The sequence below is a fragment of the Candidatus Binatia bacterium genome (assembly GCA_036382395.1).
GTDB lineage: Bacteria > Desulfobacterota > Binatia > HRBIN30 > HRBIN30 > JAGDMS01.
On sequence record DASVHW010000191.1, the window covers coordinates 1 to 24,455 of the forward strand.

Annotated in this window: 21 protein-coding genes and 1 riboswitch; of the genes, 3 read left to right on the plus strand and 18 right to left on the minus strand. The window is 64.0% G+C overall.

The genetic code is table 11. The features are described from left to right. The 14 genes from VF515_08755 to VF515_08820 all read right to left on the minus strand — a co-directional run. The coding region (locus VF515_08755) for a molybdopterin-dependent oxidoreductase (protein HEX7407721.1) at positions 1-2,609 on the minus strand (2,609 nt) is incomplete at its 3' end. 220 nt (positions 2,610-2,829) lie between these two features. Continuing rightward, positions 2,830-4,122: an adenylosuccinate synthase gene (locus VF515_08760; protein HEX7407722.1), complete on the minus strand. Its 1,293-nt coding sequence runs from the start codon at positions 4,120-4,122 to the stop codon at positions 2,830-2,832. 46 nt (positions 4,123-4,168) lie between these two features. Then, positions 4,169-5,758, minus strand: coding sequence for a phosphoglycerate dehydrogenase (gene serA, locus VF515_08765; protein ID HEX7407723.1), 1,590 nt, complete (start codon positions 5,756-5,758; stop codon positions 4,169-4,171). Positions 5,759-5,761: 3 nt separating this feature from the next. Further along, a complete protein-coding gene (locus VF515_08770) occupies positions 5,762-6,910 on the minus strand; it encodes an alanine--glyoxylate aminotransferase family protein (protein ID HEX7407724.1) in 1,149 nt (382 codons plus the stop codon). 38 nt (positions 6,911-6,948) lie between these two features. Next, positions 6,949-7,030, minus strand: a riboswitch (ZMP/ZTP riboswitch). A gap of 36 nt (positions 7,031-7,066) precedes the next feature. Beyond that, positions 7,067-7,636 (minus strand): GTP cyclohydrolase I FolE, encoded by a 570-nt coding sequence (gene folE, locus VF515_08775; protein ID HEX7407725.1) that lies wholly within the window; start codon positions 7,634-7,636, stop codon positions 7,067-7,069. 84 nt (positions 7,637-7,720) lie between these two features. Further along, positions 7,721-8,758, minus strand: a complete 1,038-nt coding sequence (locus VF515_08780) for a homoserine kinase (protein HEX7407726.1) — start codon at positions 8,756-8,758, stop codon at positions 7,721-7,723. A 213-nt stretch (positions 8,759-8,971) separates the two neighbouring features. After that, the gene (glpD, locus tag VF515_08785) at positions 8,972-10,567 is read right to left on the minus strand and encodes a glycerol-3-phosphate dehydrogenase (GenBank protein HEX7407727.1); all 1,596 of its coding nucleotides are present in this window, start codon (positions 10,565-10,567) and stop codon (positions 8,972-8,974) included. Positions 10,568-10,697: 130 nt separating this feature from the next. Then, a complete protein-coding gene (locus VF515_08790) occupies positions 10,698-11,714 on the minus strand; it encodes an isocitrate dehydrogenase (NAD(+)) (GenBank protein HEX7407728.1) in 1,017 nt (338 codons plus the stop codon). Between the two features lie 7 nt (positions 11,715-11,721). After that, entirely contained in the window at positions 11,722-12,462 is a 741-nt protein-coding gene (locus tag VF515_08795) for a 7-carboxy-7-deazaguanine synthase QueE (protein ID HEX7407729.1), read from the minus strand. A 32-nt stretch (positions 12,463-12,494) separates the two neighbouring features. After that, complete coding sequence (locus VF515_08800) at positions 12,495-13,841, minus strand: DUF4147 domain-containing protein (GenBank protein ID HEX7407730.1); 1,347 nt, start codon at positions 13,839-13,841, stop codon at positions 12,495-12,497. Positions 13,842-13,910: 69 nt separating this feature from the next. Continuing rightward, positions 13,911-14,453, minus strand: coding sequence for a TraR/DksA family transcriptional regulator (locus tag VF515_08805; protein HEX7407731.1), 543 nt, complete (start codon positions 14,451-14,453; stop codon positions 13,911-13,913). A 101-nt stretch (positions 14,454-14,554) separates the two neighbouring features. Further along, positions 14,555-15,730, minus strand: coding sequence for an acetyl-CoA acetyltransferase (locus tag VF515_08810; GenBank protein ID HEX7407732.1), 1,176 nt, complete (start codon positions 15,728-15,730; stop codon positions 14,555-14,557). Between the two features lie 162 nt (positions 15,731-15,892). Then, on the minus strand, positions 15,893-17,275 hold the full coding sequence (locus VF515_08815) for an OB-fold domain-containing protein (protein ID HEX7407733.1): 1,383 nt from the start codon (positions 17,273-17,275) through the stop codon (positions 15,893-15,895). Between the two features lie 111 nt (positions 17,276-17,386). Beyond that, the gene (locus VF515_08820) at positions 17,387-18,634 is read right to left on the minus strand and encodes an MFS transporter (GenBank protein HEX7407734.1); all 1,248 of its coding nucleotides are present in this window, start codon (positions 18,632-18,634) and stop codon (positions 17,387-17,389) included. 255 nt (positions 18,635-18,889) lie between these two features. On the opposite strand from VF515_08820, the gene VF515_08825 reads away from it, so the two are divergent. Beyond that, on the plus strand, positions 18,890-19,774 hold the full coding sequence (locus VF515_08825) for a hypothetical protein (protein ID HEX7407735.1): 885 nt from the start codon (positions 18,890-18,892) through the stop codon (positions 19,772-19,774). Then, the gene (locus VF515_08830; protein HEX7407736.1) at positions 19,771-20,364 is read left to right on the plus strand and encodes a hypothetical protein; all 594 of its coding nucleotides are present in this window, start codon (positions 19,771-19,773) and stop codon (positions 20,362-20,364) included. The genes VF515_08825 and VF515_08830 overlap by 4 nt, the downstream gene beginning before the upstream one ends. Positions 20,365-20,389: 25 nt before the next feature. Here VF515_08830 and VF515_08835 read toward each other — a convergent pair whose 3' ends face one another. Further along, positions 20,390-21,637 (minus strand): zinc-binding dehydrogenase, encoded by a 1,248-nt coding sequence (locus VF515_08835; GenBank protein ID HEX7407737.1) that lies wholly within the window; start codon positions 21,635-21,637, stop codon positions 20,390-20,392. Positions 21,638-21,918: 281 nt separating this feature from the next. Here VF515_08835 and VF515_08840 point away from each other — a divergent pair, with 281 nt between their 5' ends. Then, positions 21,919-22,251, plus strand: a complete 333-nt coding sequence (locus tag VF515_08840; GenBank protein ID HEX7407738.1) for a DUF4062 domain-containing protein — start codon at positions 21,919-21,921, stop codon at positions 22,249-22,251. A gap of 51 nt (positions 22,252-22,302) precedes the next feature. On the opposite strand, the gene VF515_08845 is transcribed toward VF515_08840, so the two are convergent. The 3 genes from VF515_08845 to VF515_08855 form a co-directional block, all read right to left on the minus strand. After that, positions 22,303-23,592: a DUF4238 domain-containing protein gene (locus VF515_08845; protein ID HEX7407739.1), complete on the minus strand. Its 1,290-nt coding sequence runs from the start codon at positions 23,590-23,592 to the stop codon at positions 22,303-22,305. Positions 23,593-23,594: 2 nt separating this feature from the next. After that, positions 23,595-24,002: a hypothetical protein gene (locus tag VF515_08850; protein ID HEX7407740.1), complete on the minus strand. Its 408-nt coding sequence runs from the start codon at positions 24,000-24,002 to the stop codon at positions 23,595-23,597. Between the two features lie 33 nt (positions 24,003-24,035). Further along, a partial coding sequence (locus tag VF515_08855) for a restriction endonuclease (GenBank protein HEX7407741.1) occupies positions 24,036-24,455 on the minus strand: 420 nt, incomplete at its 5' end.

Below are 24,455 nucleotides of genomic sequence, written 5' to 3' on the forward strand. Positions count from 1 at the left end.
CCGTCGGCGATGCCGCGCGCGGCCGCGTCCGCCGCGCTCATGTAGGCGACCGGCTCGCCGCGCTGTTGCCGGAGCATGATCCGCGAGTCGCGCCACGCGGCGTGAATGCTCCAGCGCGTGTGCCCGCCGGTGAGCTGCAGCGGATATTTCCCGCCGGCGGTCGGCGGGTCTTTGTGCGTGGGCAGCGTTTCGCCCATCTCCAGGTAGAGTTCCTGGTCGAGGTAGAACTGGATGCGGCGCGACAGCGTCGGGTAGGGTTTCTTGTCGAAGACGTGGTCGGTGAAGGGCGTGATGGTGTCGTCGGGCTTGATCGTCGTCGCGGTCCCGATCGAGGCGATGCTCTTGCCCAGGCCGGTGAAGCGCGCCCAGCCCCGCTTCTTCAAATCCTCCCACTGCACGCCCTGCAGGTTGCTGGCGTTTTCGATCAGCGTCCGGGCCACCTTATCGTCGTCGGTCGGGCCATACTCGCCATTGGAGGAGAACTGGTTGTAGAGCCCGACGAAGGAGCGCGAGCGGCCGGCGCGATCTTTGAACTCGGTGACTCCGCGCGCCGCGGCGCGGGCATCGACCGCCTTGGCCAGCAGCGCGAAGATCTCCCAGTCGGACTTGGCCTCCTGGAACGAGGTCACCTTCTCGCCGGCGTGGATGAAGGGCATGAGCGGCGTCACCCACTTGTGTTCGGTGCGCTCGTACCAGCCGGCCGCCGGGAGCACGTAGTCCGACTGCATCGCGGTCGAGGTCATGCGCCAGTCGATGGTAACGATGGTGCGCAGCTTCGGCCACAGGTGCTTCAGCAGCAGCGGATAGGCGCGGATGCGCCGCAGCGGATTGCTCACCAGCGAAAACATGACGCGCGGGTCGTTGCCGGGCTTGGGCCAGACATACTGCCAGCCCTTGGACAGAGATTCCTTCAGCACCTCGCGCACTGGCCGCTTCAGATACGGGTCCCACCCCTGGAGCGCGTCGCTCGCCTCGAGTAAGCCGCCGTGCACGTACCAGAAGAGCGCGCCCGAGCACTCCATGCCGGTCTCGAAGCTCTTGCGGCTGCGCTCGTAGACCATCATTTCGTCGGTGTAGCCGGCCAGCTGCAGGCGTGTTTCCTCGTACAGCCCGTAGGCGCCGATCAGCCCACGCACCCCCAGGCCGAAGGAGGAGATTATGAACTTCTCGAGCCCGTCGTGCATGAGGAAGGGGAAGCCGACGAAGCCGCTGCCCTTCTTGCCGAAGTTTCCGGTGAGCGCGAAGACGAGCGCCTGGGTCCGTTCGATGAGGTTGCCGTGATAGTACTTGGCGAAGTTACTGGTCGTCACCATAGACGCCGCCTTCGCCTTCGCCAGGCGACGCGCGAGGTCCCGGATCAGGTTTGCCGGCGTCCCGCTCAGGGCGGCGGCCTTCTCGGGTTCGTAGGCCGCGAGGTGCTCGCGGAGGTGTTCAAACACCGGGCGCACACCGACCTTCTTGCCGTTGGCGAGCGTTGCTTCGAAGCGGCCCTCGAGCGAGGGCGTCAGGCCTCCGAGCGCCAGGCTGCGCCCCGGCGCGGGTACGATGCCGGCCTTCGGATCATGCAGAAAGAGCTGGTCGGCGTCACCGCCTGCTTTGAGGTCTGAGCCGCGCAGAAATAGGTGGGTGTCTTCGCGCACGAGCAGCGGCAGGTCGGTCTGCTCCTGCACAAAGGCGCGGTCGAAGAGGTTCTCGGCGATGAGCACGTGCGCCACGCCGAGTCCGAGCGCCGCGTCGCCGCCCGGCTTCACCGGGATCCAGCGGTCGGCATGGATCGCCGAGGCGCTGTAGTCGGGCGTAATACAGACGATCTCCGCGCCCTTGTAGCGCGCCTCCAGCAGGAAGTGCGCGTTCGGGATCTGGGTGTACACGGGGTTCGCGCCCCAGCACAGGATCAGGTCGGAAAAGAAGTAGTCGTCGGCCGAGCGCTCGAAGACGATCTTTCCGAACGTCTCCGCCGCGCCGCGGTGTCCGTCGCCGATCTCGGTGTTCATGTCGAGCGCAGTCGAATCGAGGAGGACCCGCAGGCGGGCCTGCCCCGCCGTCTGCACGCCGGTGGAAATGCCCGGCCCGAGGTCCCAGATCACCCGGTCGCTGCCCTCTTTGACGATCGTATCGATCATCGAGTCGGCGATCTCGTCGAGTGCCTGCTGCCAGGAGATCCGCTGCCATTTCCCCGAGCCGCGCTCGCCGACACGCTTGAGCGGGAACTTGACGCGTGTCGGGTCGTACATGCGCTCGCTGAAGCAGGCGCCTTTTTGGCAGCCGCGCGGGTTGAAGTCGGAGACATCGGGGCGGGTCTGCGGGTAGTCTGCCGCCTGCTCCTCGCGCCAGACCACACCGTCCTTCACGTACACGTTCCAGGCGCAGTGGGCCTGATACCAGCAGTTCACCCAGTGGCTGCTGCGCACCACCTTGTCCCAGACCCATTTCTTGCGAAACACATCCTCCCAGACTCGATAGTCCGGAATGGGCGGCAGACCGCCCGCTGCCACGCCGGCTCCGGCGGCGCCGGTGGCGCCGACCTGGCCGAAGGTGAGTCGATGGAGCGAGAGCAGCAGAGTCGCCGCTCCTGCTGAACAAATAAAATTCCGACGTGTGAGATCCATCTCGTCCTCCGCGGGAGCCACGCTTATCACGGGACAGCGTCGCCCTCCACCTCCGTACCAGGCACCGTAATGGACCGCTGTCCCCACCGGTGGGGACTGCGTTGGGGTACGCCTCCGAGGCGAGACCAGATAGGGACGTTGCTAATCAGACGTTCGGAGCTGGGCAGTGATGGCGGCCCGGCTGACGCCGAGATGCCGGCTCAATTGGCAGCGGCTCACTTCACTCGAAAGGATTGCGCAAGAGAATGGTCTCATCCCGTCCCGCACCCACCGAAACCATGATCATCGTGGTTCCGGTCACCTCCTCCAAGCGGCGGACGTAGGCGCGGGCGTTGGCGGGCAGGTCGGCCAGCGAGCGGGCTCCGTGGAGCGGCTCGTGCCAGCCGGGCCATTCCTCGTACACGGGCTTGAGGCCGCGCAGCACCGCCGTACTGGCGGGAAAGTCCTGCAGGCGGCGCCCCTCGAACTCGTACGCGGTGCAGATGCGTACGGTGTCGAATCCGGTCAAGACGTCCAGCTTGGTGAGCGCCAGCCCGCCCATGCCGTTCAGCCGTACGGCATTGCGCACCACCACGGCGTCGAACCAGCCGCAGCGGCGTGGCCGCCCGGTGGTGGCGCCGAACTCGTCGCCGTCCTGTTGGAGCTTCTTGCCGAGCGCGTCCACCAGCTCCGTCGGGAACGGGCCGCTGCCGACCCGCGTGGTGTAGGCCTTGACGATACCGATGACGGCGGAGACGTCATGCGGCGCGATGCCGGTGCCGGTGCAGGCGCCGCCCGCCACGGTGTTCGACGAGGTGACGAACGGGTAGGTGCCGTGATCGACGTCGAGCATCGTACCCTGCGCGCCCTCGAGGAGCACGCGCTTGGACTGGCGCAGGGCGTCGTGCAGATACACGCTGGTGTCAGTGACACAGGCTGCGAGACGCTCCCGATAGCCCCGGTACTCGCTGTGGATGGCGTCGAAGTCGAGCGCCTTCTCCTTGAGCATGGCGCGCAAGTACGAGTTCTTCTCCTTCAACGTACGCCGCAAGGCCTCCGCGAACATTGCGTCGTCGCAGAAGTCGGCGAAGCGGATGCCGATGCGCGCCATCTTGTCCTCGTAAGTGGGCCCGATGCCACGCCCGGTGGTGCCGATGCGCCCCTCGCCGCGCAAGCGCTCGCGCGCCAGGTCGATGGCGCGATGATAGGGCATGATGACGTGGGCGCGGTCGCTGATCTTCAGGAGGTCGTCCTGCAACAGGAAGCCGCGCTGGCGCAACTCATCGACCTCGTGGATGAGCACGGCGGGATCGACGACCACGCCGTTGCCGATCACGCACACCTTTCCGGAGTGCAACACGCCCGACGGCACGAGGTGGAGAACCGTCTTGTGGCCGTCAACGACGAGCGTGTGCCCGGCGTTGTTACCCCCCTGATAGCGGGCAACGATATCGGCATGCTGGGCGAAGATGTCGACAACTTTCCCCTTGCCCTCGTCACCCCACTGCGCTCCGACAACGACGACCGCCGGCATGACGCGTCAAGCTCCTCTCCGCGGCGCGCTGGCGGCCATGTGAGAACTACAGCCTGACCAGCTGGGCCGAGACTATGCTGGGCAACGTGCGCAGCCGCTCGAGTACGGAATCGGGGATGTCATCATCCACGTGTATCAGCGAGATCGCCATGCCGCCGACGTGCTCCCGCCCGAGCTCCAACCGGGCGATGTTGATCTTGGCTTCTCCCAACAGCATGCCGACCGAGCCCACCACTCCCGGCACGTCACGGTTGTGGAGCATGAGAATGAATCCGTGCGGGTCGGCATCCAGGTAGAAGTCATTGATGCGGACCAAGCGGATGACGCGCTGCCCGAAGATCGCGCCGGCGACGATGCTTGGCCCCTTCGCCGTGTTGATGGTGACGGTGACGAGGTTCGAAAACCCCTTTTGCTGACTGGTCTTCGACTCCACGATCTTGATGCCACGGTCGCGCGCGATCGTCGGCGCGTTGACGTAGTTGACCATGGTCGATTCCAGCACGCGCATGAGCAGCCCGCGCAGCACCGCTAGCGTCAGTGACTTCACGTCGTAGTCCGCCACCTCGCCGGCATATTCGATTGCCACCTCGGCCGCCGAGGCGGTGAGTAACTGACCCTGCAGGCTGCCGAGCTTCTCGCACAGCGCGAGGTACGGACCCAGCACCTCCAACAATTCCGGGCTGATCGACGGCACGTTGACCGCGTCCTGAATGACCCCGTGCGTAAGGTAGTTCACCACCTGGTGTGCGATGGCGATGGCGACGTTTACCTGCGCCTCATCGGTGGCCGCCCCAAGATGGGGGGTGCAGATGACCTGGCTCAACTTCAGCAGCGGGTGATCCGGCGGCGGGGGTTCCTGGCTGAAGACATCGAGCGCGCTGCCGGCGACTTTGCCTTCGCCGATGGCCGCCGCGAGCGCTTCCTCGTCGACAATGCCGCCGCGGGCGCAGTTGATGATGCGCACGCCTTTCTTCATCTTCGCAAACGCGGCGGTCCCAATGAGGCCTCGTGTTTCCGGGTTGAGCGGCGTGTGAACGCTGATGAAATCCGACCGGGCGTACAGCTCGTCGAGACTGACCACTTCGACGCCGAGGCGTTGGGCCGCCTGCTGCGAGATGAACGGATCGTACGCGATCACTCGCATCTTCAGGCCGAGGGCGCGGTCGGCGACCAGGCTGCCGATGTTGCCGATACCGACGATCCCCAGGGTTTTGTTGAACACTTCCGAACCGGTGAATTTCCCCTTCTCCCACTTGCCGCTCTTCATCGACGCGGTAGCCTGGGGAATCGATCGCGCCAGTGCCAGCATCATGCTGATGGCGTGCTCGGCCGTGGTGACGTTGTTGCCGGCCGGGGTGTTCATGACCACGATGCCCTTTTTCGTCGCCGCGGCCACATCGATGTTGTCCACCCCGATGCCGGCGCGCCCGATGACCCGGAGATTCTGGGCCGCCGCGATGACCTCAGCGGTCACCGTTGACGCGCTGCGCACGATCAGGCCGTGGTACGGCGCAATCTTTTCAGCCAGTTGCTGCGGCGTGAGGCCGGTGATGTTGTCAACCTCGATGTCCGGCGCCGCCTTCAGAATCTGAAGGCCTTGCGAGGAAAGCTTATCACTGACGAGAACGCGCTGCATAGTTTACTCCGGTAGTGCGGCCATCAGCACTTCTTGTGCCGCGCCGACGCCGCGGCCGAGCACGAGGCGATGACCGAAGTGGAGCAGCGCCATTTCCAGCGCTGCGATGGCGGTGACGACGTCGAACGCACCCATGTAGCCCAGATGCCCGATGCGCACGATTTTTCCCTTCAGCTGATCTTGTCCGCCGGCGAACGTGACTCCCATCCGGTCGCGCAGGTAGGCGACGAGTTTACCGCCGTCGACATCGGGCGGCGTGAACATGCCCGTTACCGCCGGGCTCGGGGCATCGGCTGCCACCAACTGCAGATCGAGCGCTGCTGCCGCGGCGCGGGTTGCCGCCGCCATGCGGGCGTGTCGTTCGAACACACGCGCGAGCCCTTCTTCGCGGATCATGGCCAGCGACTCGCGCAGGCCGATGATGAGCGAGATCGCGGGAGTCCACGCCGTGGTGTCCTTGGCCTGGTTGTCCCGTTCCCTGGCCAGGTCGAAGTAGAAGCGCGGCACCTTTGCTTCTTTGCTGCGCTTCCAGGCGCGCTCGCTCAGCGCGATGAATGCCAGTCCGGGCGGCAACATGAGTGCCTTTTGCGAACCGGTGACCAGCACATCGATACCCCAACGGTCCATTGGCAGGTCGAGGACGCCGACCGCGGTGATGCCGTCGACGACGCAAAGTACGTCACGCTTGCGTGTCAACTCGGCAATTGCTTGCACCGGGTGGAGGACGGTCGTGGAGGTTTCGCTCGCCTGGATCAACACGCCGCGGATCGCCGGCCGCTGATCCAGCAGGCGGCGGATGTCATCGACCTTGGCGTTCTTGCCCCACTCGACGCGCAACTCGACGACTTTCAATCCGAGGGCCGACGAGATTTGCATCCAGCGTTCCCCGAACTTGCCGCCATTGACGACGAGGACCTCGTCGCCAGGGGAGAACAGGTTGCTGACCGTCGCCTCCATGGCGCCGCTGCCTGAAGCCGCAAGCATCAACACGTCCTGCTCGGTCTGAAAGAGCTCCTGCAGCCCTTTTCTCGCTGCGGAGAAGATGCGGCTGAATTGAGGCGTGCGGTGATGGATGATGGGCTGTGCCATGGCGAGCCGAACACGCGATGGCACGGGGGTGGGCCCGGGGGCCAACAGATAACTCTTCAGCACGGGGCACCTTCGACAAAAAAAAGCCTGAACCTCTATAGCTCAGAGGCCCAGGCGTTCGACCTACTGAAGGCCAGCACTCCATCGTGGTCGATTCCACGTGCGCCAGTTGTGCAGACCAAAAAACCGCCTGTCCGATACCGGATCTTTCCCGGTGTGTCAACCGGCCGAGCGGCCGCTGTTGACCAGGGTCATGAACTCCTGACGCGTTTCCTGGTGCGTGCGGAAGGCGCCCAGCATGGCGCTGGTGACGACGATGGAGTTCTGTTTTTCGACGCCACGCATGCGCATACACAGGTGCTCAGCACGCAGCACCACCGCGACGCCGAGCGGGTCAAGCTCCTCCATGAGCATGTTGGCGACCTGCGTGGTCAGGCGTTCCTGCACCTGTAAGCGTCGCGCATAGACCTCGACGAGACGAGCGAGTTTGCTGATGCCGACGATTCGATGCTTTGGAATGTAGGCGACGTGTGCGGTCCCGAAGAACGGCAAAATGTGGTGCTCGCAGAGGGAAAAGAAGTCCAGGTCTTTCAGGACGATCATTTCCGAGTAGTCTTCGACAAATAACGCTCCGTTGATCACGGTCTTGGGATCTTCGGCGTATCCCTTGGTAAGAAACTGCATCGACCGGGCGAAGCGCTCCGGGGTTTTTGCCAGCCCCTCACGCATGGGGTCTTCTCCGACAAGGCGCAAAATGTCGGCAACAGCTTGCTGGATGGTTTCAGCCATGGTGTCGATTCTTATCGGAAACACCACGTGCCGCAAGGGGGGGGCGGCGTGCGGAAGGGGGCGAACGGAGACGGCGTCAGCGACTCATCGGCCGCTGCGTTTTTCGACGGCTTTGACGCGTTGATACTTGCGATAGTCGTAGCCAGTGGCCATGGCCATGAGAATCGGTTCCATACCACCGGCACGCTCGCGCCGCAGAATGCGCAGGCGTTCGTAGAAGTCTTGGAAGTCCTTGTTGATGCGCTGGCGTTCATCGACCGGGTTGAGGAAAAACTCGCGCAAACGCGTTACCGTGAAGCGGAAGGCAGAAAAGCGCAACTCGTTGGGAAAGGCGTCCCATTCGGCCAGCGACAGGGTGCGCAAGCTTTCGTATCCGGCAATCAGCGCCTCAAACTTCTTCAAAGAGTAGCGACCGTCCTCGTAGCAGAGAGTGTTCACCGCCGTGGCGAGATCGAAGATGAACTTGCCGCGGCAGGCTGCGTCAAAATTGAGCACGGCAACGACTTTTTCGCCTTTGAACTTGATGTTGTTGGGAAACAGGTCTCCGTGGATTATGCCTTTCGGCAGCTTCCCTTCGAGATAGTGGTTGAGGTACTCGATTTCTTCATCGAGCGTGCGGACGATCTTCTTGAAGTAATGCGGCAGGCGCCCGCGGGCGTCGAAGTACACCTCCGCAACTCGATCAAATCCAAAGCGATTATCGATGCCTTTCTTATAAGCTTTTCCGATGAGATGAAGGTCTCCCAGGACACGACCAACGTTTTCTAGTTGTCCCTGACTGAGATCCTCAGGTTCGATGCTGTGCCCGTCGACATCGCGGTAAACCGAAAGGGACTTCCCCTCCCGCTCGCGATAGTGGTGACCACGCCTGTCGGATAGCGGCACGGGGCAAGGAAAGCCGTGCTTTCGCAGGAATAGGAGAAGATCGAGTTCGCGTTTAACCTCGATCTCGCTCTTCACCTCATCGATTTTTACGAGGAACTTTCCCTTCGCCGTGTCGACTGCGTACAACGTGTTGGCCGACCCTTCGGTGATCTCACGCGCGCCAGTTACCCGCGGGAACCCGTAGTCGAGGGCGATTTCACTCAGTTCCTTCCTGGAGATTTTGGTATCTTCCGCCATTTGTTGCGTTTTAGCGAGTGCTCCACCCCTCCTCATCATCGGTTTTATAACAGAATTCACAAATGATACTACCTCTGAAGAGCTGAAATTGTCAAGAAAAATATTCCGGCCAAGACGGGCACATTGGCCGAAAATCACCGGCGAAACGGCGGAAGCAAGACTCGGTTAGGCGGGAATGAACGCGTCATCCCGTAGGGACCTAATGGAATTCCGTTATCTTCTGAATAACCTCAGTGTTTCTCGTAATTTTTCGGTTACTTGTGATGCCCTCAGCGGTTGCTTCAGCGCTACATGGGTCCGGCGTTCCAGGATGTCATCAGGATGAAGTGCCATCTCGTTTCGAGCCGCATAGGCCGCCTCTGCCCAAATTTCGGGCAGACCGGGCACGATCATTTGCTTCAGCTTGGCATCGTTCCGAACTAGTTCGACCACCTCCATGGTGCGACTACCGTACCGCTGGGCGAGGTGATGGACTTGTTCCAGGGTCAGCTCGCTGCCGTTTCGCGCAACTACTTCCTCTGCCGTCAGTTTCGGGTCTGCCGCCCGCCCGCCCGGCAGCGGCGTTGTTGCAGTCTTGCAAGATATCCGCCGTGCCTCTCTTGCCCTGCCGAGCCGCTTAGCCGCAAGGCTGACAATCTCTGCGGCCACGAACCGGTAGGTGGTCAGCTTACCCCCCGCCAAGGTGATCAGCCCCGAGGGACTCTCAAGGATCTCCTCCTCGCGCGATACAGCAGATGGATCTTGTGCGCCGCCTTCGGGCGCCACCAGCGGTCGGAGTCCAGCGTAACTGCTGACCACGTCTGCGGTGCACAGTTTCGCCGTTGGGAAGAACCAATTCGCTGCCGTCAGCAGATAGTCCACGTCCTGGTCATCGGCCGTGACCTCCTCGGGGCTTCCCGTGAAATCAGTGTCGGTCGTGCCGATGATGGCGTGCGATTCCCACGGAATGACGAACAGTATCCGCTGATCCTGGGGCGAGCGCAGGACGACGGCATGCGCATTGCCAATTCGCTCCCGCGGCACGACCACGTGCACCCCTTTCGTCAGCCGGAGACACGGCGTGGCCGATGCGTCGTCCAGTCGACGCACATGATCCGCCCAAGGTCCGGTTGCGTTCACTACGCAGCGCGCACGGATAGCGAACTCGGACCCGCCGAATTGGTCTTGCACGATCGCCCCGGCAAGGCGACCCTGCTCTTTGATGAAGCTTCTCAACTCGAGGTAGTTGCCGACCAGCGCCCCTTCTTCTTCAGCACCCAGCACCGTTTCGAGCGTGAGCCGGGCGTCATCGGTGAAGCAATCATAGTACAGCGCTGCACCGCGAAGCCCCTCGCTTCGGAGCGTCGGCTCGAGAGCCAACGTCTGGCTCGCCGTCCGCATGCGGTGTCTGCGAATGTTGCGAAAGATCGCCAGCAGATCGTACAGCCACATCCCCAAGCCCAGCGCGAACACCCCGACCGGATCGTTGCGATAGACTGGGAACAAGAAGGCGAGTGGTCGGACGAGGTGCGGAGCTAAACGGCGCCGGAGCAAGTCACGTTCCCGGCAGGCAATACGGACGAGCCGGAAATCACCCTGTTGGAGATAGCGTATCCCGCCATGGATGAGCTTCGACGACCGGCTGCTCGTGCCGCTGCCGAAATCGGCTTTCTCGATCAGCGCGACGCGAAGACCGCGTAACGCGGCGTCACGGGCGACGCCAGCACCGTTGATGCCACCACCAATCACGAGGAGATCGAACGTTTCCTTCTGAAGCTGCTCGACTCTTTGCTCGCGCGCCAGTCGGGTGATTGGAGCGTGTGGCTGCATCGTTCTTCACTCGGCGAGATGGTCGCCCTCCACAAAAACCGTAGCGTTCTTCGGGCCGCAGGTCACGGCTGACGGCTCCGCAACTCCATAAGCTCCGGCGGCGTATTTAATGTGAGATGGCTGCCACATGTTACGCCGGAAGGGCGCTCGCAATGGCGCGAGTGAAGTCCGTTGTCGAACCCTGGCCGCCGAGATCACGGGTGCGACAACGGCGGGCACGCACGACGGACTCAACCGCTGTTTGGATCCGTGCCGCTGCCCTGTGTTCGCCGAGGTGCCGCAGCATCAAGGCGGCAGAGAGAACGGCAGCGATGGGATTGGCCAGGTTCTTTCCGGCGATGTCGGGCGCGGTGCCGTGCACGGCTTCGAAGATCGCGTACCGTGTGCCGAGGTTCGCACCAGGGACGACGCCTAATCCCCCCACCAGGCCGGCGCAGAGGTCCGAGACAATGTCCCCGTAAAGATTTTCCAACAGCAACACATCAAATTGACCCGGCCGCAATACCAGTTGCATGCAGGCGTTATCGACGATCATTTCCTCGTACTTCACTCGCGGGTACTTCTTCGCGACCTCACGGGCGCACGCCAGGAAGAGGCCATCTGACAGCTTCATGATGTTGGCCTTGTGGATCGCGGTCACCTTGTGACGCTTCTCGCGTTGCGCGTACTCGAAGGCGAATCGGGCAATGCGGCGCGATGCCTTGGCGGTGATGACTTTTACGCTCTCCACCACCCCCGGGGCGATCTGGTGCTCGATACCGGCGTAGAGATCCTCCGTGTTCTCGCGAACGACGACTAGATCGACACCTTTAAACGCGGTTCTCAGCCCGGGCAGGTTTCGAATCGGCCGGAGGTTGGCATAGAGATCGAACGTCTTGCGCAGCGCCACGTTGATGCTGCGAAAGCCCCGTCCAACGCCGGTCATCAGCGGTCCTTTCAACGCCACCCGGTTCTTCCGGATGGAACGCAGCAGTTCGTCAGGGATAGGGTTTCCGAAAGTCTCAAGTGCGGCTATTCCAGCAAGTTGCCGGTCCCAGTTGATATCGACGCCGGCGGCGGCAATCACCTCGGTGGCCGCACCGATGACCTCGGGTCCGATGCCGTCGCCCGGGATCAATGTGACCCGATAGCTCCCCCGCTTCTTCATGTCGATGCTAGCGAATGCCCAGCCGCTTGTGGGTCTGCGGCAGCACACGGATCGATGACAGGTGACGCCTGGCAATGAGGTAGAGTTGCGTGAGACGATCCGTGTCGACCGACGGTCTCTGCGCCGCGTCGACTATTGGCTGCATGAACGCCGGTACGCTTGGTTCAATGGGAGCCAGCAGCGCAGCGGCGCGCTCGACATCTTCGTCGGCCGTTTCCTGATCCACGAGAATCTTCACGTACAGATCTTTCGTCCGTGCCAGTTCCAGGAACTCCAAGTGTTCCTCCCAGAACGCGCCTTCACCCGTGTTGGATGGCAGCTTGATGTCCATGCTGATGATGTTCACCAGCGGCAGGACTTCACGCAAGCGGCGGGGCAATACCCCGTTGGTTTCCAGCAGCACCGGTACCGGAAACCGACCGGTCTCGAGCAGCGCCACCAGAAAGTCGGACTGTGCCAGTGGTTCCCCACCCGTCAGAGCAATCGCATCGATGGGCGCCTCCCGTGTGAGCACAGCGGTGATCAGGCTGGCGAGATCCTCAGCTGAGACGGGGTTGCGTTCGATCCGTGGCGGCCGGCTGCCGCTGAATACGCTGTAGGTGTCGGTGTGTACCAAGCTGTCCGGCGTATCGCAGTATCGGCACCGCAGATTGCATCCGGCCAACCGGACGAACAGATGACGGTAGCCGACGTGGGCGCCTTCACCCTGAAACGACACGAAAATCTCTGAAAGGTAGCTGGTCCTCACGAAGAATTCCTATCACAGGGGGCTCAAGCGAACTAGAAACCGGTGTCGCGTGCGGCGGCTGGCAGGAGCGCGATTTTGATGTCCATCACGTTGGTGCCGGTTGGCCCGCAGCGGAAGAGGTCATCGAGTTCGGAGAAGAAGGTGAATGAGTCGTTCGCCCCCAGGGTGGCGTCGATGTCGAGGCCGCGCTGCTGAGCCCGCAGCAGCGTGGTCCCGTCGACAAATGCACCCGCCGCGTCGGTGGGGCCGTCGACGCCGTCGGTTCCCGCACTGAGGAGGGTGATCGGCATTCCCGCCAGCGTGCCCGCCAGTGCGAGCGCAAACTCCTGGTTGCGTCCGCCCCGACCCTTGCCCTTCACCCGCACGGTGGTCTCGCCACCGGCGAGCACGCACAGTGGTTTACCACCGCGGCGCGCGGCCAGTTGCCGTATTCGGGCGGCGAAGCCCCGGGCTGCCGCGGTGGTGTCTCCGCTCAACGGCTGTCCGTCGACATCGACCGTCCAGCCACGCGCACGGGCTGACGTTGCCGCTGCCTCGAGTGCGGTGCGATTCGAGCCGATGATCTGGCTGCGACAGCAAACGGCTTCCGCACTGCTGAACTTCACGGTCTCGGCGACGTTTCCCTCGATGCCACTCTTCAACAGGGTCGTTACGGTGGCGGGCACCCGCGTCTCGAGTTGGTGGCGCGCCAAAACGTCCCAGGCATCAGCAAAGGTGGTGTCGTCCGGGACGGTGGGTCCCGATCCGATCGTGCTGGGATCGTCGCCGATGACATCGGAGATGAGGAGGGCCAACATGCGAGTCCGGACATGACGCAGCAAGCCGCCACCCTTCACTTCGGAGAGATGCTTGCGGACGGTGTTGAAAGCGCGAATGTCGGCGCCACACTCGAGCAACAGCTGCGTGGTGGCGATTTTGTCCTGCAGCGTGACCGGAGGTCGCGGGCACACTAGCAAGCTCGAGGCGCCGCCGCTGATGAGGCACACGGTGTCACCACGGTCCTGCGCCCGGAGCAGTTGCATGATGCGCTGTGCCGCCCGTTCTCCGCGCCCATCGGGCAACGGATGCCCGGCTTCACTCACCGCCACGGACCGCAGTCCAACGGTGCAGCCATCGGCGACAATGACTTCCCCGCAAACGTTCTCCGCACCCAGAACCTGCTCGCAGCCGGCCGCCATCCGGGCGGCCGCTTTTCCAGCCCCGATGACGAGCGTCGGTCCGCAGTTTTCTCCCGGCGTGCGCCCGGCCGTGTCGTGCAGTGCTTCAGCCGCATGTCGGGAGAGGTGATCGATCACCAAATTGGCAGGATCGACGGCACTGATGGCGGCGCGAAAAATCGCGACCGCCTCCATACGCAAGCGCGCCGATGATGCGCTCATGAACGAGCCCGTCGCTGGCTGGTGCGAAGACGCGGCGTATTTCCACCGCCGGTACAAAAAAGGAAGAAATCAGGTGTTTTCTTCGTCGCTGTCGGTTGCGCTGAGCTTCCGGTACGCCCGCTCATCGTCGAAGCGCCGCGCGCTCTTGGCTTCTTTCTCGCGTTCCGCCTGACAACTCACACACAGCCGCGAGAAGGGTAACGCCTCCAGCCGCGCCGGGGCGATTTCCGACTCGCAGTTCTCACAAATGCCGTACGTGCCTTCATCGGCACGGCCAAGCGCCTCTTGAATGGCCTGCAATCTGTCGCGCTCCCGATCTGTCAGGATGAAGCTGATCTCCCGGTCGCGCTCCTCACTGGCGAGGTCATAGGTATCCATGCCCTCGTCCTTGACGCCCTCCCGTCCCTGCTTCAGATCATTGCTGATCTCGCGCAAGGTTTGGCGGCGCATCTCCATCAGCCTTTCCCGGACGTTTTTCAAAAAAGCCTTTCTCATGGGCGCCATTCCTTTAGAAGGCGCGGGAATGTAGAGATATTGGAAGGCGGTGTCAATGGCAGGATGGGCAATGCTGATTTGTAACCGCCCGAGCCGCATTCCGGCTACCACCGGCACGCGAACTCCTCTGGCCGCGGAGTATCGCACGAGTGTGGAAATCCCAGGGAATTTCCTTCCCTGTGCTACGGTGGGCCGCTAGGCTGGCCCCCGCGCCCGCCTCAGGCGCCGACCACCGACACGAAGCTCACGCACCGGCCGGGTGCGCCGCCGAGGTTGTGTGTCATCCCGAGTTTTGGATCCTTGATCTGGCGCGCGCCTGCCTCACCGCGGAGCTGGAGCCACATCTCGTACATCATGCGCAACCCGCTGGCACCGATCGGGTGTCCAAAGCTCTTCAGGCCGCCGTCGGGATTGATTGGCTGCGGCCCGTCGCCGTCGAAGCGGCCCTCGATCACGTCCTTCCAGCCCTGCCCGCGCGGCGAGAAGCCCATGTCCTCCATCAGCACCAGCTCGGTAGTGGTGAAGCAGTCGTGCACCTCGGCCATGCTGATCTCGTCGCGCGGGTTCTTCACCTCCGCCTGCTTGTAGGCTTCCTGCGCACTGGCGACGACCTCGGGAAAGGTGGTGAAGTCGTAGTCCTGGCTGTAGTAGCCCTCGGCGGGGCCGGCCGCGAAGGAGAGCGCCTTGATGAAGATCGGATGCTTCGAGTACTTGTGCGCATCCTCCGCCCGGCAGAGGATCGCCGCGGCGGAGCCGTCGCTGACGCCCGAGCAGTCGAAGATGCCGAGCATGCCGGCGACCGGCGGCGACTTGCAGATGGTCTCGATCGACACCTCCTTGCGGAACTGCGCCTTCGGGTTTTTCGCCCCGTTCTTGTGGTTCTTCCAGGCGATACGGGCGAGCACTTGCTTCAGCTGATCCTCGTCGACGCCGTACTTCTTGGCGTACGCCGGCGCCAGCAGCGCAAAGGTCGCCGGTGCCGTCATGCTCGAGCGCGTGCCGTCGTTTGGCGGGCTGCTGATGACCAGGCCGGAGTAGCCGGAGTCCTTCAACTTCTCGACGCCTATCGCCATCACCAGGTCGTAGGCGCCGCTGGCGACCGCGTAGGCGGCGTTGCGCATCGCCTCACTGCCGGTGGCGCACATGTTCTCGAGGCGCGTGACCGGCTTGTACGGGATCTTGAGGGCCTCGGAGAGCATGAGGCCCGAGGTGCCGCTGGCCATGGTGCCGAGCCAGTAGGCGTCGACCTGCGCGGCGTCGATGCCCGCCGAGCGGTAGGCCTCTTGGGCGGCGTCGATCAGCAAGTCCTCGGGACCCTTGTCCCAGTGCTCGCCGAAGGGCGTGCAGCCCATGCCAACGATGGCGACGCGATCCTTGATGCCGTTGCTAGCCATGTGTCCTCCGTTCGTTCTCCCGCTCCTTGCCAAGGAGAGGGCCGGGGTGAGGTCGACGCGCTCGCATCACCTCCCAGTCCCGCGTTATCAATCTTACTACCAGATACAACAGCCAACTACCTCTCCCAACCCTCTCCTTCGAAAGGAGAGGGATTCAAGTGATCACCGCCCGGGGCGGGCTTTCCAAAAGTAGTTGTGCACGCCCTGCGCCGTGAATAGTCGCCGGAACGTCATCTCCAGGTGGTCGCCGATCGCGACCGCTTTCGGGTCCACATCGGTCAGCTCGCAGGAGAAGCGCCCTCCCCCTTCGTAGTCGACGAACGCCGCCACCACCGGCGGCTGTAGCGAGTACGCCAGGTGGTCGAGTGTGTAGGTCGCCACCCGGCACGAGGTGTCGGCGAAGCGCTCGTCGCGCATCTGGTCTACCGCGCCGCACTTTACGCACACGCGCTGCGGGGGCAGGTGGCCGGCCTGGCACTTGGTGCAGCGCGAGCCGACGAAGGCGAGCTTCCAGCGTTCGTGCCGGCGCATCGGCGGCGCGGCCGGCCGCTCCGGGTCGGGGCGGCGCGGCGGCTCGAACGGCAGGATGCCGCGCCATTTGAGGTAGGTGTTGTAGGCGAGGTCGTTGCGCTTCGACGCGATCCAGCGGTCGACCTTACGCACCGACAGGTTCGTGATCGCGCCGGTCACCTCGAGGACCAGGGCGTCGGCGCCGTCGGCCGCGCACACGATCAGGATGCGGTCGCCGGGCTTGGCCTTGTCCAGGGCACGCGCCAGCAGCAGCCCGGCGTGAGCGCAGCCGGTGCGTCCGACGCTCGCCGCGAGCGTGTCGGCGATCTGCTCGGGCTTGAGGCCGAGCGCCTTCGGCAGGTTCGCCATCGAGCGCGGGTTAATGCTGTCGAGGATGACGGTCGAGAGTGTCGACGGGTCGACGCCGCCGGCCTGGAGCGCGCGCTTCGCCGTGTCGATGATCGCCGGCGCCATGGTGTCGGCCGTGAAGCGTTCCTCCCACTGCCGGACGAAGCGGTCCTCGGGCAGCCGCCAGACATCGAGAATCTCCATGGTGGACGACGCGCGTCCGAGGACGCGGGCGATCGCCTCGTTATCCGAACCGGTGACGAATGCCGCCGCCGCATCCCCGCCCTGGCTTTCGCGCGCGCTGCCGGGCGCGCTGGTGAGCAGGTCGCCGGCGCAGACGAGTGCCCGCTTCCCGGCCGCCGCCAGGTCGAGCCCGAGCAGCAGCGCCGCCAGGCCCATGCGCGAAGATCCGCTCAGTGCGACCGAGCTCACCGTCTCCGGCAGATCGAGGGCGGCTTGGATCGTTGCCGTGTCCAGCTTCTCGGCGTAGGCGGGGCTGAGCGTGGCGAACAGGAGCGCGTCGACGGCCACCCCGCCGCGGAGCGCGTCGCGCGCCGCCTCGACGGCCATCGAGACCGCGTCCTCATCGAAACTCGCAACCGCGCGCTCGCCCTTGCCCGCCCCGATCGCCGCCCGCGTCAGGCGGAAGTAGGGAACATAGCTGCCGTATCGCACAATGCCTGCCATCTAGGCCTCCTTGTTTGAATACCCCCACGCACGGGGGCTTACTAATACCAAATCGGTAGCGATGGAAGCCCGTAATTCTTGACCGACTTTGGGTGCCTTCCAGCAGGCGCGCTATCGCTCCCTGCGCGGCCCCCGTATGGCACTGCTTCCGAGTGCTGCTGACCGGAGGACTTCGCTGCTGTCGCTGGTTGCTGGTCCGAGCGCATTGATGGCGACGGCCAGCACGATCATCAGCCCACACATGATGAGATAGAAACCCATCCCCGCAACCAGTCCGAAGCCGTCGGCGACCGCCGACATAACCCAGGGAATGGTGATGCCGCCGAGGGCCGCGCCGGTCACCACGGCACTGGTGATCCCGGCAACGTTGTCTGGATGATAGCGGCCGGCGAGCGCGATGACGCCCGGGAAGATCCCCGAAAATCCAAGGCCCGTGAGCGCAAACGCCACAACCGCCAGCGCCGGTTGCGGCGTGACCAGTGCGAAGGCGAACGCGGCCGCCGCAAAGATCGTCAAGCCAAGGACGAGGCGCTGCTCGCTGAGGTACTGTGACGTGGCGCTCAGCACCAGCCGGCCCGCGGCCAAACCCATCCAGTACAGCGACACCGCCGTGCCCGCGTAGCTCAGGTCCACACCCCGGACCGCGACCATGTACTTGGACAACCAGCCGCCGATGCCCATCTCCGCGCCGACGTAGGCCGCGAGCATCAACGCCATCACCATAGTCAGCTTGGAGCGGAGCGGCGTTGCCCGCGCCTGCTCCTGCGCCGGGCTGTCGTCGACGCGCGCCGCGTGAGGGATCGGCTGCAGTGCCCAACCTAGTGCGACGGCCGCTGCCAACCCTCCCGCCACGCCAAACACCGTGCGCCAGGACACCCCTCCGGCAACCGCTCGCGCCGCCGCTGCCGGTCCGATGAACGCGCCGACGGCGAAAAAGAGGTGTGCGAGGTTGAGCAGATTGGCGCGCCGCGCGCCGCCCATGGCGACGAGCAACGTGTTCAACGCCACTTCGACCACACCGAAGCCGAGGCCGGAGATGAACATCATCGTGGCACCGCCCGACCACGTGGACACCAGTCCGAAGCCGGCGAAGCCCGCCGCGAATCCCAGCATGCCGACGCAGAGGGCGACTCGCATGCCGCAGCGCTGGATGATGTGCCCGGCCGAAACCACCGAGAGCAGATACGCCGTCGCCTGTAGGGCGAACATCGACCCGGCTTCCACCAGCCGGATGTTGAACGCATCCACCAGGACCGGCAGCAGCGTGCCCGGCACGGTCAGGCAACCACCGACGGCGGCGAACGACGCGGCCGCGAGCACGACTCCCACCGTCGCCGACATATCGCGTTCCCGGTGCATGACGCAGACCTATACCCGCACTGCCGGCGAAAGTCTCGCGCCGGCGCGATTGGACCAGTTGCCGGCCGGTTATGGTATACGCGACGCGTATGATCTGTCGGGCAAGAGATACGGAAGTCCGCCTCGCCGCTCCCGATATCACCGTAGCCTGGCGCGGCCGCGTGGTGCTCAGCGGCCGCCTCTGGGCACAGCCGCAAGCGCGCGCCATCCACCTTTCGGCAGCCGCCGACGGCGACACGGTGCGTATCGAAGCCCGTGTCGCCGTCGGCACCCACGGCGCCGGCGGTGGCGGCGTGGCTGGATTTCCATTGGACGGCCGATGCGCCGCACCCCGTGCGCGCGTGGGTGCCGCACCTCCGCCCGGCAGCCGACGATGTGATCGCCGATCACAGCTTCCGGTCACCGGTCGCGGCAATGGAGAGCGGTGACATCCGCGTGTTGCTGCTGCCCGACGTCGAGCTGCTTGGGCATGAACGCGCGCTGCCCGCAGCCCTGGACCTCGATATTGGCGACCCACGCGGCGCGCGGCTCGCCTACGGCCTCTGGGCCTCGCAGCCGTACGGGCACACCTATTTTCGTCGCGATCCGGGCGGGGGCACCACACAGCCGCTGTGCTTCGCGCTGCACGTGGTCGCGGAGTCCGCCGCTGAGCAGTCGCTCGAATCGAGCTGCGCGCGCTGGGTGTGGCGGCACACTGGCACGGCGCCAGCGGCGCGGGCGCGCACACAGGCGCTGCCGTTCGCCGAGCATGCGGTCCGCGCCTCTGATGCCGTGTTCGTCGATGAGTGGGTCGAAGGTTCGGTCGGCGGCCGCACGGTTGGTGGACCGATCAACTACTCCGCCTTCGGCCAAGCGGTCTTTTTCCAAGCCTGGTTCAATGCGCTGCGCTCGGCGATCGGGCTGGCGCTGCTCGGGAAGCGGTTGCACCGGCATCGCGCCGCAAAACACGCTGTCGATGGGTTGGACCGCGGAGTGCCTGATGCGACTCGCCCAGAGCAAAGCGGGCACGCCGGAGCAGCGGGCCCGGTGGTTGGCAGCTGCACGGCGGGCGCTCGATCAGCTCTGCCTCTACCAGCTACCAGCAAGTGTGGGAGCCGCCGTTCCTGTCGTACCGCGCCTTCGGCGGCTTCGGCGTCATGAATACCGACGGTGAGTGGAGCGACGCACGGCAGGCACCTTACGGACTGTTGCTGATCGACGCCTACCGTGTGTTCGGCGACGCCGAGTATTTTGTCCGTGGCGTGGCAGCGTTGCGGGCCGCCTTCGCGTTGCAGGCGATTCCGGAGAACCGCGACATCTGCCCGACGATCTACGATGGGTCGTGCCCCAACTGGCCGCGCGAGGCCGGCTGGGATTATCGCTGGGACCGCTCGCCCGCGGAGATGCGGAAGCTTCCGGCCGGGAAGAGCGTGGAGAACTACGGCCATGGGGGTTTTGACAGCCCTGGCGTGCGCAGCGGATTCGATTGGGGCGAAGGCAGCGCCGCCGCGTGCGCCCTGATGGCGACGGAGCGCTACGGCGAGGTGTTCGTCGATCACCCCCGCGGCATGGTCTTCGGCCTGGACGGTGTCAACGCGGTGCGACACGCCGAGGGGTTTGTGCTCGAGGACACCATCGGTCGCGACCGCGCCTTGCGTGTCCGCGTCAACGGCGATCCGGGACAGGACGGGAGCCGCGATGGCGACCAGGTACGCACGGGCGCCCGGATCGCAGTCCGCGGCGGCGGATGACCCGGCGCCACGGCCCGAGGCCCGATCACGCCCGCGGCGCGTCGGCGAACGTGATCGCCACCTTGACGCAACCTGTCGTCTTGGCGATCGCCGTGCGGAACGCCGCTCTCCAGTCTTCCAGCGGATAGCGGTGCGTGACGAGGAACCCGAGGTCCACCTCGCCCGAGGTGCACAGGTCGACGTAGTGTTCCATCGCGTGCTTGCGCACGCCACGAAACTCCTCAATGCCAAATGCATTCGATCCCACCATGCGCAGCTCCTTGAAGTAGATCGGCGTCCACTCGAAGCGCTTCGGCGCTTCGACGCCGATGATCGAGAGGATGCCGCGCGGGCGGATGATGCGCACACCGATCTCGATCGTCTGCGGCGAGCAGATCGAGTCGTAGACCGCGTCGACACCGCCATCGAGCATCGGCAGGCCATGCCAGCGCGACTTCCACGGGCACGCCCCGGTGAGCTTCGATACGGTGGCGATGAGCTCGGCGCCCTGGCTCGACGTCATGACCTCGGCCGCGCCGAGCCGCTTGGCGGCGTCGACCTGCTGTGGGTAGCGGGCGATTACGAGGATGCGCGCCTTGGGCTTGACGACCTTCACGGCCGCCACGGCCGAGAGCCCGATCGTGCCGGCGCCGTAGATCAGCACGGTCGGCTCCTCGCCATCGGGCGGGTCTTTGACCACGGCGTGGAACGACACGGCGAAAGGATCCGCCAGGACCGCCTGCTCGTACGTCACATTCACCGGCAATCGGAAGAGCTGGCTCTCGTGCAGGGCCACGCGTGGGGCGTAGGCGCCCGGCGCGTCGTTGCAGTTCCCGAGGTGGAGCCCGGGAGCGAGGGCGCCGCGGTCGAAGTTCCGGCAGAGGGAGAGGTTACCGGCGGCGCACGACGGACACACGGGCTCGATGCCGCGCGGTTCGCAGGAGAGCCAGGGATTCACGACCACCCGGTGGCCGGGGCGCACACGCGTTACCAGCTTGCCGACCTCGGCGACGACACCGGTCGATTCGTGTCCGAGCACGTGCGGGAAGGAGATGATGCCCGAAATCGGGTTGTCGAAGTGGCCTTTCAGGAGCACCTGCTTCTGGTCGCTGCCGCAGACACCCGTCAGAGCCGTGCGCACCACCACCCAGCGGTCTCCACGCACCTGCGCGTCCGGAAGCTCTTCGAGCTGCACGGGCCCAATCGGGCTCGTGAACGCGTTGCGGGACAACACGCCCAGGGCACGCGTCAGTACGATCCTCGGCACGCTCATGCGGAACTGCAGTGCCTTCATGTTCGTGACCTCCTTGGGTCGCCGTGCTCGACGACGGACCTGCGTGGCTCTCTTCTCTGAGCGAGACCGATAAATCAAGAGCTTTGTCGATGTGGTCAGCAGCGCCGGTGTTGTGCGGCGCTCGACACGGGCATATCCGCCGGTGCAGCAGATGGATGGTGAGAAACGCGGGCTCTTATGGTGGATCGGAACAATCTTAGGCATCGGCCCGCGGCAACGTCATAACAATCAACATCAACCTCTTGCAGATCCAACCCGTTTCGGTGCAGAAGTCGCAGAGCATGCCGACCCGGATCTTTCTCTCCGCGGTGTCGGGCCAGTTCAAGGACTGTCGCGACGCGCTGGCCAGCGACCTACGCGCGATCGGCTGCGAGGTCAGGGTGCAGGAGGATTTTCAGCAGGGTCCGCGCACGCTCATCGAACACCTCGAGGAATACATCGCGCAATGCGATCGCGTCATCGCGCTGGTTGGTGACGCCTACGGCTGCGAGGCTTCGGGCGTTGCCGTCCCCGCCGTGAATCCGCCACGCTTCTACACACAGTGGGAATACTTCTTCACGCTCGGCGAGCGTCTCGACGGCTCTCTCGCGCCGCGCAAAGACCTCTACCTCTAACGCCGTGGCGCTCTCCTCGCCGTCGCCTGGAGCGGCCTTGTTAGACAGCGGTCAGCTCTTCACTTCCAAAGATCCCCATGCTTGATATTCCTCGGCGGTGCTTGTGCGGACAAGTGCACGGTCGATTACGTGTGACCATTGACCCGGATCATCCGTTGGCCGAACTACCACAGAGCGTCTAGCTTGGCTCAACAAGAGATTATTCAAGCCAATCGTTTCCTCCAGGCTTAGGGTCTGGGAGAGTGCGAACGGGACGTCGGTCTCTGCCGCCCGTTCCGGCCCGACCTGGAAGCACCTCGCGGGCGAGAGAGGATAAACACAGCGCCAGGCCTGCGTGCGCACCTCACCCGTGATTACGATCGGCACATCAGTACGCGGAAACGACATCCCCGCTGAGGGTACCAGTAGATGCCACCGGCGTTCATTGATTCGGCTATAGTATGCGCTGAAGACCTTGTCTTCCCCGAACAGGGTGAGGTACGCCCGTCGCATGGCTTCCGGGGTCGTTGGGTACGCCCACCTCTCAGCCTTGATCCGTCGGCTCAGTCCGGCTGCAAGAGTCGCCATGAACGCTGGCGTACGCAGATGCTGAAGGATCAGAAATGAGATCCAGAAGTAACGATCATGCGGGGTGAGAGGCAGATACTGGAGCACTTGACGGTACGGAGCCGCGACACGAGATTCAACCCGCTGGAAATACTCCTCAAGGCCCTGCGGATAGAGGAAGTGCTCGAAGCCCCAGCGAGCGTAGGGCCGCAGCCGAGAGTGAATTCTTCCGCCTGAGAGGCGACGGAACTCGCGAACTTGTCCGTCTGCGCCGGCCCAGGGCCGGATCGTGAACCGAGGTACGAAATGGTTATCTTTCGTGCCTCTCTGTCGACGTCTAGGCAAGCGACCGGGTAAACGAGGCAGAGTATTCTCGACTCCGGGTTCTTGGACGAGCGGGTATTTCTCCTGAAGTTTGTCATACACTCGGTTCCAGATTCTCTCGGCAACGATCTGCGCGGTGTTCTCGATCCGTTCAATCCCTTGCGGCGAGTCTAGGACGGCCTGCTCCTCGGCGATGTCAATATGAGCCACCGCTCGACCGTTGAGACCACGATCGACAATCCGCTCGCCTAGCCAGTTCAGTAGTCTTGCCATCTCGAAGATGGCTTCAGTTCTGGCATCGACATGCCAGGCGACGCGCCCGCTCCTCTGAGATATTTCGAAGACTCGTTTGATCACTCCGGAAAGCTGCTGAGCCCACAGCCGGGCCAGCCTGCGCCCGTGCTCAGATGCCGCTGCCTGATCTCGTCGCACAAGTTCTGCGTATACGATATCTGTGTCATCCACCGGCACGGTCATCTCCGACTGTCAACGTCGTGGCGCTCAGGCGCGGCGTGCTCTTCGCCGCCGCCTGGAGCGGATGGTTGGGCAGCTGAGCGCCGCCGCGCAACACCTATGTCTGCTGTAATTAATCGCCACCACTGCGCCGCGGTGAGCAGCACGAGCGCGACTGTCGCGAAGACCAACGCCCATGTCGCGCGGGTCAGGCTTCGCGCGTGCTTATCTGACGCGCTTGCAGAATCCTGAAGCGCTCTTGCATGTTCCGCCATGGCATCGGCAATCGTCTTCGCCAGCAGAACTTCGCTTGCAATCCGGGTCTGGTTCATCTCCGCCGTAACGGCCGTGTTCGACGCGCCGATAAACTCTCTCAGGAAGCTGGCGTCGTGGAACCTGTTCAGTATTTCCTTTGGATCGGCGGGCATCAGCTCACCTTTCGTTGGACAGCGCACTCAGATTCATATCGAATGGAACCAGTCCTCGACGATTTCCACGTGCTCGACGAGGTTAGTCCGCACGCCGAGCTTCAGTTCCTTCAGCTTCTCGGCAAGGAGACGCCCGTCAATCAGGTCGATCGGAGGCGCACCGTCCCGAGTGGCCTCGCGTCGGGCTTCAAGCGTAAACCCCCCGGTGCTGATGAGCACCCCTTTGTCAGCTCGGCCGACCATTGCGCCTCGGAAATCTCGGACTACGTCCGGACCGATATTGCCCTTGTACCGCTTGCTCTGGAACAAGACATTGAAGCTAATCAGACCGCCCAGCCGAATCGTTCCGTGGCCATCGATACCGCCGTCACCGCTACGCTTCGTGACTTCAACTTCGATGAAACCCGATTCCCGAAGGATACGCTGGCATAAGCGCTCAAACGCGATCGGATC